General features: G+C 70.9%; 12 protein-coding genes and 1 riboswitch. Of the genes, 1 reads left to right on the top strand and 11 read right to left on the bottom strand.

Annotated features, from left to right (window positions below; all coding sequences use genetic code 11):
* Positions 1-50: 50 nt before the first annotated feature.
* Together ACFQY2_RS10305 and tyrS are read right to left on the bottom strand one after the other, a co-directional pair.
* Positions 51-839, bottom strand: coding sequence for a DUF4184 family protein (locus ACFQY2_RS10305; protein WP_378745690.1), 789 nt, complete (start codon positions 837-839; stop codon positions 51-53).
* 15 nt (positions 840-854) lie between these two features.
* Positions 855-2,156 carry a tyrosine--tRNA ligase gene (gene tyrS, locus ACFQY2_RS10300; RefSeq protein WP_378745688.1) on the bottom strand — a complete coding sequence of 434 codons (1,302 nt, stop codon included), beginning with the start codon at positions 2,154-2,156 and terminating at the stop codon, positions 855-857.
* 74 nt (positions 2,157-2,230) lie between these two features.
* Here tyrS and ACFQY2_RS10295 point away from each other — a divergent pair, with 74 nt between their 5' ends.
* On the top strand, positions 2,231-2,815 hold the full coding sequence (locus tag ACFQY2_RS10295; RefSeq protein ID WP_378745687.1) for a hypothetical protein: 585 nt from the start codon (positions 2,231-2,233) through the stop codon (positions 2,813-2,815).
* Positions 2,816-2,874: 59 nt separating this feature from the next.
* On the opposite strand, the gene ACFQY2_RS10290 is transcribed toward ACFQY2_RS10295, so the two are convergent.
* The 9 genes from ACFQY2_RS10290 to thiM form a co-directional block, all read right to left on the bottom strand.
* Complete coding sequence (locus ACFQY2_RS10290; protein WP_378745686.1) at positions 2,875-3,519, bottom strand: SatD family protein; 645 nt, start codon at positions 3,517-3,519, stop codon at positions 2,875-2,877.
* 82 nt (positions 3,520-3,601) lie between these two features.
* Positions 3,602-5,026 (bottom strand): argininosuccinate lyase, encoded by a 1,425-nt coding sequence (argH, locus tag ACFQY2_RS10285; protein ID WP_378745685.1) that lies wholly within the window; start codon positions 5,024-5,026, stop codon positions 3,602-3,604.
* The gene (gene argF / locus ACFQY2_RS10280; protein WP_378745684.1) at positions 5,023-5,967 is read right to left on the bottom strand and encodes an ornithine carbamoyltransferase; all 945 of its coding nucleotides are present in this window, start codon (positions 5,965-5,967) and stop codon (positions 5,023-5,025) included. The genes argH and argF overlap by 4 nt, the downstream gene beginning before the upstream one ends.
* Positions 5,964-7,166, bottom strand: coding sequence for an acetylornithine transaminase (locus ACFQY2_RS10275; protein WP_378745683.1), 1,203 nt, complete (start codon positions 7,164-7,166; stop codon positions 5,964-5,966). Before ACFQY2_RS10275 ends, argF begins: the two co-directional genes overlap by 4 nt.
* Positions 7,163-8,062, bottom strand: coding sequence for an acetylglutamate kinase (gene argB, locus ACFQY2_RS10270; RefSeq protein ID WP_378745682.1), 900 nt, complete (start codon positions 8,060-8,062; stop codon positions 7,163-7,165). Before argB ends, ACFQY2_RS10275 begins: the two co-directional genes overlap by 4 nt.
* Complete coding sequence (gene argJ, locus ACFQY2_RS10265) at positions 8,059-9,216, bottom strand: bifunctional glutamate N-acetyltransferase/amino-acid acetyltransferase ArgJ (RefSeq protein ID WP_378745680.1); 1,158 nt, start codon at positions 9,214-9,216, stop codon at positions 8,059-8,061. The genes argB and argJ overlap by 4 nt, the downstream gene beginning before the upstream one ends.
* Complete coding sequence (argC, locus tag ACFQY2_RS10260; protein ID WP_378745679.1) at positions 9,213-10,304, bottom strand: N-acetyl-gamma-glutamyl-phosphate reductase; 1,092 nt, start codon at positions 10,302-10,304, stop codon at positions 9,213-9,215. The genes argJ and argC overlap by 4 nt, the downstream gene beginning before the upstream one ends.
* Before the next feature lie 246 nt (positions 10,305-10,550).
* Entirely contained in the window at positions 10,551-12,674 is a 2,124-nt protein-coding gene (locus ACFQY2_RS10255) for a bifunctional hydroxymethylpyrimidine kinase/phosphomethylpyrimidine kinase (protein WP_378745678.1), read from the bottom strand.
* Positions 12,671-13,531: a hydroxyethylthiazole kinase gene (gene thiM / locus ACFQY2_RS10250; protein WP_378745677.1), complete on the bottom strand. Its 861-nt coding sequence runs from the start codon at positions 13,529-13,531 to the stop codon at positions 12,671-12,673. The genes ACFQY2_RS10255 and thiM overlap by 4 nt, the downstream gene beginning before the upstream one ends.
* Positions 13,522-13,615: riboswitch (TPP riboswitch) on the bottom strand. Its footprint overlaps the gene before it by 10 nt.
* Positions 13,616-13,619: the final 4 nt, after the last annotated feature.

Raw genomic sequence — 13,619 nt, 5'->3', positions numbered from 1 at the left:
GTGATCGCGTCCGGGCGATCAGGTACGGGGCGATCAGTCCGCGGGGGCGATCAGTCCGCTCGGCGACCGGGCCAGATCACGATCGCCACGCACAGCAGGACGGTCATCCCGCCCCAGAGCCCGGATGCCGGCGGCAGGACCCGATACGCCAGGTGCTGCAGCGTGAACTCGTCGGTCAGCGGTCCGAGCACCGCCAGTCCCCACAGCCACCCGGAGATCAGGAAGACCGGCAGGCTGAGATACCAGGCCCACCGCGCCCAGACCGGAAGCGACCGTCGTCGGTGCACGACCTGGCGCCGACGCACCCAGAGCAGGGCGTAGACGGCGAGGATCAGCAGCCCGATCGCGCTCGAGCCGTGCTGCAGCCACTTGTATCCGGACAGCGGTCCCCAATCCTGCTGCAGCAGAGGCACGGCGTCCACACCCCACCGCCCCTCGTGCGTGAACAGGTCCCAGGCGATGTGCGAGGCCACGCCGATCAGCAATGACGTCGCCAGCAGCAGCGGGTCGCCGGGCCGCCGGCGGGGAACGACGAGGCCGAGCACCGCAGTCCGACCTGTGGTCAGCCATTCCTCCGGCAGACGCGCTGCCAGGGCATCGGGCGCCAACGAGACGAACGCGGGGCGTAGCACCACGCGCCACACCAGCAGCAGCGCGAAGGCGATCAGCGCCGTCCAGAGGATGTTGACCGCCTGGTGGGTGAATGCGTACGACAAGCCGGCGCCCCGTACGAACAGGGGCAGGTCAGGTGTCATCGCTCCGATCGCGACGGCCGCCGGCACCAGCGGGGTGCGCACGAACGGCAGCGCCACGACGGCATGGCTGGGTGTGAACGGCATCCGCTGCCCGCGAGGTCAGGCGAGGAAGACGCCGGCCAGCGTCTTCTTGCCGCGACGCAGCACGGAGACACCGCCGGGCAGGGTGCCCTGCACCGCGGCCGCGTCGTCGCTCACGCGCTCGCCGTCGAGGCTGACACCGCCCTGGCTGATGGCGCGTCGCGCTTCCGAGACGCTGGACACCAGCCCGGTCGCGACCAGTGCGTCCACGACCGGCGTGCCGGCGGCGACCGTCGTGTTCGGCAGCTCCTCCAGCGCGGTGCGCAGTGTCGCGGCGTCGAGTGCGGACAGGTCTCCCTGACCGAACAGCGCCTCGGACGCGGCGATCACGGCCTGCGTGGCATCGATGCCGTGAACAGTCGCCACCACCTCGAGAGCGAGGCGCTTCTGCGCGGCGCGCCGGAAGGGCTCCGACTCCACCAGCGCCGCGTACTCCTCGATCTCGGCGCGGGTGAGGAACGTGAAGATCTTCAGCCGCTGGATGACGTCGTCATCGGCGGTCGAGAGCCAGAACTGGTACATCCGGTACGGACTGCACATCTCGGCATCCAGCCAGATCGCATTGCCCTCGCTCTTGCCGAACTTGGTGCCGTCGCTGTTGGTGATCAGCGGGGTGCCGATCGCGTGTGCGGAGACGCCCTCGACGCGGTGGATGAGGTCGGTGCCGCTGGTGAGGTTGCCCCACTGATCGCTGCCACCGGTCTGCAGCACGCAGCCGTACTGCCGGTGCAGCTCCAGGAAGTCCATCCCCTGCAGGATCTGGTAGCTGAACTCGGTGTAGCTGATGCCGGCATCCGAGTTCAGACGCGCGGCGACGGCATCCTTCTTCAGCATCGTGCCCACGCGGTAGTGCTTGCCGATCTCGCGCAGGAAGTCGATCGCCGACATCGGCGCCGTCCAGTCGAGATTGTTCACGATGCGGGCGGCGTTGTCGCCATCGAAGCTGAGGTACCGCTCGACCTGCGCGCGCAGCCGATCGACCCACTCCCCCACGGTCTCGGGCGTGTTCAGGGTGCGCTCGGCGGTGGGCCGAGGGTCGCCGATCAGTCCGGTCGACCCGCCCACCAGCCCGAGCGGGCGGTGTCCGGCGAGCTGGAGGCGACGCAGCAGCAGCAGCTGTACGAGGTTTCCGAGGTGCAGGCTGGGCGCGGTCGGGTCGAAGCCGCAGTAGTACGTGATGGGGTCCCTGGAAAGAAGGGCGCGCAGCGCCTCCTGGTCGGTGGACACGTGGACGAGCCCGCGCCAGACGATCTCATCCCAGACGTTCTCGAACGTGGGATCGATCGCCTGCGGAGCTGTCGTCAGAGCGGTATTCGACACGCGCTCCAGGTTATCAGCGCGGATCGCGGCCTCCGTGCCGTCGTGACGTCGGACGCTCGTGCCAAGCTGGCGGCATGGCGCTCGTCGATCCGTTGCTCTCCGCGGTCCTGTCCATCGCGATCATCGTGGCGCTGGTCGCGGTGCTGGCGCTGTCGCTGCTGAGCGTGCGGACGCCCAGCACGGCGGTGATGGCCACGGCCGGAGTGCTGGTCGCCGCCGCCGTGGCCCTCGTGATCGTGCTGCCGCCCTCGGCTGCACCCGTGTTCGGCATCCCGCTGACGGTGCTGGGGTTCGCGGCGGCGACCATCGGCGGCAACCCGTTCACGCGCAGGGCGCTCGACATCGCCACCGGCAAGCGCGTGCGGGAGACCGAGGACGGCGGCATCCTGATCATCGCCGCGCACGATGCCGACCCCGCGCACACGCGGACGCTGATGCGCGGCGGCACGGTGATCGGCTATCTGGAGCGCATCTGCACGGTCATCGCGATCGCCGTCGGCTTCCCGGAGGCCATCGCCGCGATCATCGCGGTGAAGGGCATCGGCCGCTTCCCGGAGCTGGCCGAGTCGGAGGCGCGGGAGCGGTTCATCATCGGCACGCTCGCCAGTCTGCTCTGGGCCGGCTCCATCGGCACGGTCATCCGGCTCGTCCTGGTCTGAGAACCGGCTCGTCCTGGTCTGAGAACCGGCCGTCCTGGTCTGAGTGCCGGCCCGGCGGCTCAGCGCGGCCCGAGCAGTCGATAGCCCTCGACGATGCTCCCCGCGCCTGAGGAGGACAGCGCCTGCGAGACCGCGGACTGGGTGATGCCCTCCTCCGCGGCGAGCTCCGCCTGGGTCCTGGAGAGGCAGCGCCCGTAGGTGAGCCGGCGGGTGCGCTCGCTCATCGCGCCGACGAGTTCGTCCCGTGCCAGCAGGTACGCGTTGATCCAGCGCACGGCATCCGGCGGCACCTCCTTCGCCGTCTCGTGAGCGACGACCCAGCTGCGCGCCTGCGGCGCCGTGCGCTTCTGCAGCGTCTGCACCTGGTCGATGGCGTTGCGAGCCGCCCACCAGCCGGGTCCGTCGGGGATGCCTGCTGCCGCCGCTGACGAGGGGACGACGCCGACCTCGCCGATCCCGATGCCGTAGCGGAACTCCACACCGTCGGGGAGTGCCAGTCGCAGCAGCAGCACGGAGGCGATCGCGGCCTCGAGCGTCGGATAGACCGCCTGCTGCTCATCTCCGACGGTCGGCCGGAGCCCGCGCACCGCTACCGGCAGATCCTTCTCGACGCGGGCGATCGCCGCGTCGAAGGCGCGCTGGGCGGCGGCCCTGTCGGAGAGCTGACGGGAGCCGATGATGTCGGCTGTCACAGCGATGGTCATTGCATCAGCGTATCACTGATAATCCAGATTCATAAGGAATATTCTGATGTACTGGGATTATCAGCGAGGCGTCGGGGCCCTCCTACAGGCCCAGCGCGTGCGCAGCCGCCTGAGCGCGCGCGACGAGCTCGGCCCGCTGCTCTGCCACGCGCACCGGTGCGGTGCCACCGGCACCCTCACGCGACGCCACCGATCCCTCGATCGAGAGCACCTCGCGCACCTCCGGCGTCAGATGCTCCGAGACCGAACGCAGCAGATCATCGTCGGCATCCTCCAGTCCGATGCCGCGCTCCTCGCAGGCGCGCACCAGCGCTCCGGAGATCTCGTGGGCGTCGCGGAACGGGATCCGCCGCTTCACGAGCCACTCGGCGACGTCGGTCGCGAGCGAGAACCCCTGGGGGGCGAGACCCGCCATGCGGTCGGTGTCGAAGCGCAGCGTCGCGATCATGCCCGCGAACGCCGGCAGCACCACCTCCAAGGTCTGCACGGAGTCGAAGACGGGTTCCTTGTCCTCCTGCAGATCGCGGTTGTATGCCAGCGGCAGAGCCTTGAGCGTCGCCAACAGGCCCGTCAGGTTGCCGATCAGGCGACCGGACTTGCCTCGGGCGAGCTCGGCGATGTCGGGGTTCTTCTTCTGAGGCATGATGCTCGAACCCGTCGAGTACGAGTCGTCGAGGGTGACGAAGCCGAACTCGCGCGTGTTCCAGAGGATGATCTCCTCGCTCAACCGGGACAGGTCGATGCCGGTCATGGCGGCGATGAACGCGAACTCGGCGACCACGTCGCGCGCGGCCGTGCCGTCGAGGGAGTTCTCCGCCGGGCGGTCCAGGCCCAGTTCCCGTGCGACCAGCGCGGGATCGAGACCGAGCGTGGACCCGGCGAGCGCTCCCCCGCCGTAGGGCGAGAAGCCGGCGCGACGACGCCAGTCGACCAGGCGCTCCAGCTCGCGCACCAGCGGCCACGCGTGCGCCTGCAGGTGATGCGCGAGCAGCACGGGCTGCGCGTGCTGCAGGTGCGTGCGTCCGGGCAGGATGGCATCGGGGTGCGCTTCGGCCTGCGCGACGAGCGCGTCGATGACGCGCAGCAGGTCACGGGCGATGACCCGGGCGTGGTCGATCAGGTACATCCGCACCAGGGTCGCGATCTGGTCGTTGCGGCTGCGACCCGCCCGCAGCCGGCCGCCCACCTCGGGGCCGATCTCGGCGATCAGCGCCTTCTCCAGCGCGCCGTGCACATCCTCGTCGCCCGGATCGGGCAGCAGCGTGCCGTCGGCGATCCGGGCGGCGAGCGCATCGAGGCCGGCGTGCATGATGCGCGCCTCATCGGCGTTCAGGTAGCCCGCCGCTTCCAGGGCCTTGGCGTGCGCGTGGGAACCGGCGATGTCATAGGGGGCGAGGATCCAGTCGAAATGCGTGGAGCGGCTCAGCTCGGCGAGCTCCGGCGACGGCCCGCCGGCGAAGCGAGCGCCCCAGAGTGCGCCGTCATTCGTACCGTGCGCGCCGCTCACTTCGTCCCGCTCCGCTCGCTCTGCTTGCCCAGCAGCCAGACCAGGAGCGCCTTCTGCGCGTGCAGCCGGTTCTCGGCCTCGTCCCAGACGACGCTCTGCGGGCCGTCGATGACCTCGGAGTCGACTTCGTAGCCGCGGTCGGCGGGCAGGCAGTGGATGAAGATCGACTCGGGGTCGGCCAGCGCCATGATCTCGTGGGTCACCTTGTACCCGCCGAGGTCGCGCAGGCGCTCGATCTTCTCCTCCTCCTTGCCCATCGACACCCAGGTGTCGGTGACGACCACATCCGCGCCGAGCGCCGCCTCCCGGGGGTCGGTGAGCAGAGTGACGGAACCGCCCGTCTCGGCGGCGCGCTTCTCGGCGGCCACGACGACATCCGCACGCGGCGCGTAGGCCTCCGGGGACGTGATGCGCACGTGCATTCCGGCGGTGACCCCGGCCAGCAGGTAGGAGTGGGCCATGTTGCTGCGTCCGTCACCGAAGAAGGTCAGCGTGAGTCCCTTCAACTCCCCCTTGTGCTCGCGGATCGTCAGCAGATCGGCCAGCAGCTGACAGGGATGGAAATCGTCGGAGAGCGCGTTGACGACCGGCACGCGGGTTCCCCGCGCCATCTCCTCCAGGCCCGACTGGGCGTAGGTGCGCCAGACGATCGCCGCGACCTGGCGCTCGAGCACGCGGGCGGTGTCGGCGGGGGTCTCCTTGCCGCCGAGCTGACTGCTGGCGGTCGAGATGATCAGCGGCGAGCCCCCGAGATCCGCGATGCCCACGGCGAAGGAGACGCGGGTGCGCGTGGACGACTTGTCGAAGATCACCGCGACGGTCTGCGGCCCCTCCAGCGCCTTGCTGGCCCAGCGGTCCTTCTTCAGCTCGACGGCGAGATCGAGCACCTCTTTCTGCTCGGCGGGGGTCAGGTCGTCGTCGCGAAGCAGGTGACGGGTCATGCGGGGGTCTCCAGAGTGTCGTGTGCGGATGCGACCGTGTCCAGTGCCGCGCGGAAGATCGTGAGGAACTCGGCCACCTCGGCGTCGCCGATGGTGAAGGCGGGTGCGATGCGGATGACATCGGCGGTCGGCGCGTTGATGATGAGGCCCCGCGCGTGGGCGGCTTCGCGCACCTCCCCGGCGACCGGTGCGGACAGACGGATGCCGATGAGCAGTCCGACTCCGCTCGTGCCCTCGACCAGCGGCAGTCCCGCGACGCCCGCGCGGAGCTGGGCTCCTCTGGCCGTCACGTTCTCGAGCAGGTTCTCGTCCTCGATGTGTCCGAGGACGGCGTTGGCGACCGCGCTGGCCAGCGGGTTGCCGCCGAACGTGGAGTTGTGGGTTCCCGGGTAGAACAGGTCACTGGCGGCGCCGAAGGTGATCAGCGCACCGAGCGGGAAGCCGGCGCCGATGCTCTTGGCCAGGGTGATGGCATCCGGCACGATCCCCTCCCGCTGGAACGCGAACCACTCCCCGGTGCGTCCGGAACCGGTCTGCACCTCATCGAGGATGAGCAGCGCGTCGTGAGCGGTGGCGAGCGCGCGGGCGCGGGCGAGGAAGCCCTCGGGCAGCTCGACGACTCCCGCCTCGCCCTGGATCGGCTCGACGATCATCGCGGCCACGCCGCCCGCGGCGAAAGCCGCTTCGAGGCTCTCGAGCGAGTGCTGCACGGTGACCACATCGGGCACGGCGGGCAGGAACGGATCGCGGTACATGGCCTTCGGCGTCAGCGACAGCGTGCCCATGGTGCGGCCGTGGAAGGCGCCCTCCAGGACGAGGATCGTCGTGCGGCCGGACGGCGCGCCGTGCAGACGTGCCAGCTTGATCGCCATCTCGTTGGCCTCGGTGCCCGAGTTCGCCAGGAACACCCGTCCCTGCTCCCCCGTGCCGGCCAGTCGCTTCAGGCGCGCGGCGAGCTCGAGCTGCCCCGGGGTGGCGAAGTAGTTCGACACGTGTGCGAGGGTCGCGGCCTGACGCGTGACAGCCTCCACGAACACGGGATGCGCGTGACCCAGGCAGTTCACGGCGATGCCGCCGAGGAAGTCCAGATAGCGGTTCTCATCCGCGTCGTAGACCCAGGACCCCTCGCCGTGCGTGAGCAGCGCGAGCCGCCCACCCAGGCTCATCAGATCGCGTGCGGCGTCATCGTTCCAGTTCATTGTGCGACCACTTCCGTGCCGATTCCCTTGCTGGTGAACAGTTCCACGAGCACCGAGTGCGGCACCCGTCCGTCGATGATCGCGGCGGCGTCCACTCCGCCCTCGACGGCGTCCAGACAGGCGCGCATCTTCGGGATCATCCCGGACTCCAGCGACGGCAGCAGCTCGGTGAGCGCTGCGGTGGTGATGTGCGAGACGAGCGACTCGCGGTTGGGCCAGTCGGCGTACAGTCCCGGGACGTCGGTGAGGATGACGAGCTTGCGTGCGCCCAGCGCGGTCGCGAGCGCGGCGGCCGCGGCGTCGGCGTTGACGTTGAGGGACTGACCGGGGTGGTCCAGGTCGGGCGCGATGGAGGAGACGACCGGGATGCGACCGGCGGCCAGATGGTCGATGACCGGTGTCGGATCGACCTGCACCACGTCGCCGACGCGGCCGAGGTCCACCTCCTCGCCGTCCACGATCACCCCGCGGCGACGTCCGCCGAACAGACCGGCGTCCTCACCGCTGAGCCCGGTGGCGATCGGCCCGTGCGAGTTGATCTTCGCGACGAGTGTGGGGTTGACGTGTCCGGTGAGCACCATCCGCACCACGCTGATCGCCTCGGTGTTGGTGACGCGGTAGCCGCCCTTGAACTCGCTGGGGATCGCCAGGCGGTCCAGCATCTGCGAGATCTGCGGGCCCCCGCCGTGCACCACCACCGGCTGCACCCCCACATAGCGGAGGTAGGCGATGTCCTGCGCGAACGCGTCCTGCAGCTCTTCGCTGACCATGGCGTTGCCGCCGTACTTGACCACGACGATCTGGTCGCGGAAGCGCTTCAGCCACGGCAGCGACTCGATGAGGGTGGCGGCCTTGACGGCGGCCTCCTCGGGGGCGGTGTCCTGCAGATCTGTCATGAGGCGTAGGCGCTGTTCTCGTGCACGTAATCGTGGGTCAGGTCGTTGGTGAGGATGGTGGCCGTGGTCGGGCCGGCCTTCAGGTCGATCTCGAGGTGCATGGCGCGGGGCGTGAGATCCACCTCCTCGCGCGGGCGGTCGGGGCCACCGGCCGTGCAGACGCGCACGCCGTTCATCGTCACGTCCACGTCGTAGGGGTCGAACTGCGCACTCGTGGTGCCGATGGCGGCGAGCACCCGACCCCAGTTCGGGTCGTTGCCGAAGATCGCCGCCTTGAAGAGGTTGTTGCGGGCCACGGAGCGGCCGACCTCGACGGCCTCCTCCTCGGTGGCGGCGTTCCTGACCTCGATGGTGATGTCGTGGCTGGCGCCCTCGGCGTCCGTCTGCAGCTTCCGCGCCAGTTCGCCGCAGAGCTCGGTGAGGGAGGCGGTGAAATCGTCGAGATCAGGGCGGACGCCGCTGGCGCCGCTCGCCAGAAGCGTGACCTGGTCGTTGGTCGACATGCAGCCGTCGGAATCCAGCCGGTCGAAGCTCACGTTGGTGGCCCGGCGCAGCGCGGCATCCGCCTCGGCCGCCTCCAGGTCGGCATCCGTGGTGATCACCACCAGCATGGTCGCCAGTCCCGGCGCGAGCATGCCCGCGCCCTTCGCCATCCCGCCGATGGTCCAGCCGTCGCGGGCCACCACCGCGGTCTTCGAGACCGTGTCGGTGGTCATGATCGCCTCGGCGGCTGAGGGCCCACCGTCGGTGCTGAGCGCGGCGATCCCCTGCTCGACGCCGTCGAGCACCTTGCCGCGGAAGACCTCGTCGCCCGTGCCGATCAGACCGGTCGAGCACACCAGGATGTCGCCGGCGCTGACGTCGAGCAGCTCGGCGGTCCGCTCCGCGGTGAGGTGGGTGGTCTGGAAGCCGAAGGCACCGGTGAAGCAGTTGGCCCCGCCGGAGTTCAGCACGATGGCCTCGACGGTCCGGTCGGCGATGGCCTGCTGCGACCACAGGATGGGGTTGGCTTTGGCGCGGTTCGTCGTGAACACGGCCGCGCCGACCTTGCGCGGGCCGCGGTTGACGACGACGGCGACGTCGGGTCGGCCGGTGCTCTTGAGCCCGACGGCGACGCCGGATGCTTCGAAGCCCTGGGGTGCGGTCACGCTCACGGCGCCACTCCGTTCACAGTGAGGGCGCGGTCCTCGGGAAGGCCCAGCGCGAGGTTCATGGACTGCACGGCGGCGCCGGCGGTCCCCTTGACGAGATTGTCGACGGCGGTCACCACGACCACGCGGTTCGCCGCCCGGTCGATCGCCAGGCCCATCAGCGCGGTGTTCGCCCCCAGCACGTCGGCGGTGCGCGGGAACCCGCCCTCGGGGAGCAGGTGCACGAACGTCTCGTCGCCGTACGCGCTCTGCCACGCGTCCCGGATCTGCGCGTCGGTCGCGCCGGGAACGATGGGCGCGGTGGAGGTCGCGAGGATGCCCCGCGCCATCGGCACGATCACCGGGGTGAAGGAGATGCGGATGCTCTCCGGATCCTGGCCGCCGGAGCCTGATGCCGGGCCGGATGCGGCCGCCAGCGCCTGACGGATCTCGGGGATGTGCCGATGCGTGCCACCGACCGCGTAGGGGTTGGCGGTGCCCAGGATCTCGGAGCCGAGCAGGTGGGTCTTCAGGCTCTTCCCCGCCCCCGAGGGCCCCACCGCGAGCACGCTGACGATGTCGGAGGGATCGATCACGCCCGCGGCGACCCCCGGCGCGAGGCTGAGGCTCACCGTCGAGGCGTTGCAGCCGGGGGCGGCGATGCGCGTCGCGGTCCGCAGCACCTCCCGCTGCTTCGCGACATCGCCCGTGGAGACCGCGGCCACCGGCAGTTCGGGCACGCCGTACGCCCACGGCTCGTGGAACGCTCCCCCGTAGAAGGCGTCCCAGGATGCCTGCGAGGTGAGTCGGTGATCGGCTCCGGCGTCGATGATCAGCGGCACATCGCCGAGGGCGTCCGTGTACTGGCCGGACTGGCCGTGCGGCAGCGCGAGGAAGACGATGTCATGCCCGGCGAGGATCTCGGGGGTGGTGTCCTGCAGGGTGAGGTGCGCCAGCGAGCGCAGATGCGGCTGGTGGTCGATCAGCGGCTGGCCGGCGTTGGAGTGCGCGGTCACCGTGCGGATCTCGATGTCGGGGTGGGCTGCGAGAATCCGCAGTATCTCGCCTCCCGCATAGCCGGATGCGCCGGAGACGGCGACGGAGTACGTCATAGATCTACCTTAACGGTCGAGGTGCGCCCGATGACGGGCCTGGCCGGGGCGGCGACACCGGCTTCGACCTCGAACCGCGACGGCTCGAGTTGCGCGGGGTCGCCTAGAATCGGCGGCCGAGGCGGCGTCGGCGCACGTCTGCGACGCTCGAGAGGAGCGAGAGCGAGGCGACCGAAGGCATGCCGTGACAGTAGCGCCGATTCCGCCGCCTCCGCAAATCGGCGGCGTCACATGCCCGCAGTCGCGTCACACGTCGAAGAAGGCCCGCTCGTGCGCCGACGACGTGGCGAACGCCCGATGCATGCTCCGGCGCCGCTCCTCGTCCGCTCGAGCCGCCGCACGGGTGACATGCCCGATCGCCTGCTCCGTCGCGGCGGCGAAAGCCGGATCGGCATAGGTGGCCAGCCACGACGAGTACGGATGCTGCGGATCGCGCGTCCGTTCGCCGAACTCCCCCGCCTGCAGACGCACGCCCAGGTCGGTGTACAGCCAGAAGCACGGCAGCAGTGCGGAGATCAGCACCGCGTAGTCCCCGTCGAAGGCCACGGCACGCAGATGATCGAGGTAGGCGGAGGTCGCGGCGCTCGGCGGGACGGCGAAGGTGGCGGACGAGACCCCTGTGTCCGGTGTGAGCCACGACGCGTGCAGCACGAGCTCCCCCTCGATGGCTCCCTGCGCGGACGCCGCCCAGAACGCCTGCTCCTGCGGGGTGGGCGCGAGCCGCGCAGCCTCGGCGAGCACGCGCGCGTACGCGCGCAGGTACAGGGCGTCCTGCGCGAGATAGCGGAGGAACCTCTCGCGAGGCAGAGTGCCGTCGGCGAGCTCGCGGATGAACGGCAGGGCGTCGATGTCCCGGCGGATGTCGGCGATGCCGCCCCACCAGCTCTCGCGGACGGCGTCCGCCCGGGGACGCGTCGAGAGCCCGCCGCGCCTCCACAGCCCGGCGAAGTGGCTGACGGGACCGTGACCGCGGCCGACGTCGAGGACGTCGGCCGCCTCGAGCGATTCACGCAGCCAGGCCCGCGAGTGCTCCAGGGCCGACTCCCATGGCATGCCGCGGGAGTGCGCGGTGGCGAGGGCGGAGGAGAGCGAGCATCCGGTGCCGTGGGTGCTCGTGGTGTCGATGCGCTTTCCGCTGTACTCGACGATCACCCCGTCGGTCCCGACCAGCGCGTCCGGGGTCTCGTCGCCCGCGAGATGACCGCCCTTGGCCAGCACGAGCGCCCCGGTCTGCGCGGCGATCTCCTGCGCGGCGACGAGCGCCTCCTCCCACGTGCGGACCGTTCTCCCGGTGAGCACGGCGAGCTCGCCGAGGTTCGGAGTGATCAGGTCCACGTCGAACGCGAGCTCCCGGAGGGCGGATTCCGCGGCCGGGTCCAGCAGCCTGTCGCCGCTGGTGGCCACCATCACCGGGTCCAGCACGACGGTGTCGGGCCGATGCGCGCGGATCCAGTCGCGGACGGTGCGGATGATCCCGGCATCCGCCAGCATCCCGATCTTCACCGCATCGATCTCGATGTCGGAGGCGATGGTGTCCAGCTGTGCGCGCAGGAACGACACGGGCGGCACGTGCACGGCGTCCACGCCGCGGGTGTTCTGCGCGGTCAGCGCGGTGATCACCGCCATCCCGTACCCGCCGTGCGCGGCGATGGACTTCAGGTCGGCCTGCATGCCCGCGCCGCCGGACGGGTCGCTGCCGGCGATGCTCAGCACCCGCGGTGGCCTGCCGCGGCGCCACGCGCGGCGGAAGGCGCGCGCCGCCGCACGCGGGTCGTCGGCCGCGCACAGCGCCGAGACGACGGCGACCCCTGCTGCGCCTGCGTCGCGGATTGCGCGGACGTCGTCCGTGCCGACCCCGCCGATGGCGACCGCGGGCACGGGGCTGGCTGCGGCGAGCGCACGGAATCCTTCCACGCCCAGTGCCGGCGGGTGATCGGGCTTCGTCGAGGTCGGTCGGATGACGCCGACGCCGATGTAGTCCACTGTTCCGACCGGCAGGGCCCGCAGGGCGTCGAGGTGGGCAGGGGTGTTGGCGGTGAGGCCGACGAGCGCGCCGGGTCCGAGCAGCGCGCGGGCGTCCTCGACGGACGCGTCGGACTGTCCGAGGTGCACGCCGTCGACCCGGGCGCCCCGGGCACGGGCGTCGATCACCGCCGGGAGCCGGTCGTTCACCACCAGCAGCGCCCGCCCGTCGATGACCTCCGACAGCCGCACGAGCAGGTCGACCGTCTCGGCGTGCGTCGCCTGCTTGTCGCGCAGCTGGACGACCGTCACGCCGCCCGCGACCGCCGCGCGGACCGTCTCGATGACCCCGCGATCGCCGCACAGCGCCGCATCGGTGACGAGATGCAGCGAGAGGTCCCGGCTCACGGTTCGATCACCTCGATCCGGGCGGCGGCGAGGATGTCGTCGGTGCTCACGGCGGCGAGTGCGTCGAGCAGCGAGACCGCGAAGCTGCCGGGTCCGTGCGCGGTGGCCGCGGCGCGTTCCGCGGCCACGGTGTACACCAGGCTGGCCGAGGCCACCGCGGTGAGCGACTCGGTGCGGCTGTCGCGGGCCGCGCCGAGGAAGGCGGCCATGACCGCACCGAGTGCGCAGCCGCCGCCGGTGACCCGGGTCAGCAGCGCGTCGCCGTTGGCGATGCGGATGACCCGTCGCCCGTCGGTGATCAGGTCGACCTCGCCGGAGACCGCGACGATGCTGCCCCACCGCTCGGCGAGGGCGCGCGCGGCGTCGCCGGCGGCATCCGGCGTGTCCGTGGCATCCACACCCCGCCCGCCGGCGCCGGCACCGGCGAGGGCGAGGATCTCCGAGGCGTTGCCGCGGATCGCGGTGGGACGCCGTGCGGCCAGTTCAGCGGCGAGCCCTGTGCGCACCGGCAGCGCGCCGATCGCGACGGGGTCGAGCACCCAGGGCGTGCCTGCTGCGGCCGCCCCCGCTGCGGCCTCGCGGCTCGCCGCGCGCTGTTCGGGGGTCGGGGTGCCGAGGTTGATCAGCAGACCCGACGCCGCACCGGCGAACATGCCGGCCTCGTCGACGATGTCGACCATCGCCGGCGCCGCTCCCAGCGCGAGCAGCACGTTGGCGGTGAATCCGGTGACCACGGCGTTGGTGATGCAGTGCGTGAGCGGCGGCGCGGCGCGCAGCCCTCTCAGCAGCTCGGCGGCGGACGCCGCGACATCGGTGGATGGGCGCCCTCCAGTGGGCAGGCATGGCGTATCGCTCATCGCGACATCCCTTCGCTAGTACGAACTAGATCAGGTTCGACGGGTGTGCTCTCAGCCGCGGATGCGGCACCCCGTGTCACTGGCTGCG

It is taken from the genome of Microbacterium sp. GCM10027623 (genome assembly GCF_042666935.1).
GTDB lineage: Bacteria > Actinomycetota > Actinomycetes > Actinomycetales > Microbacteriaceae > Microbacterium.
This window is presented reverse-complemented; position numbering and strand designations above follow the sequence as displayed.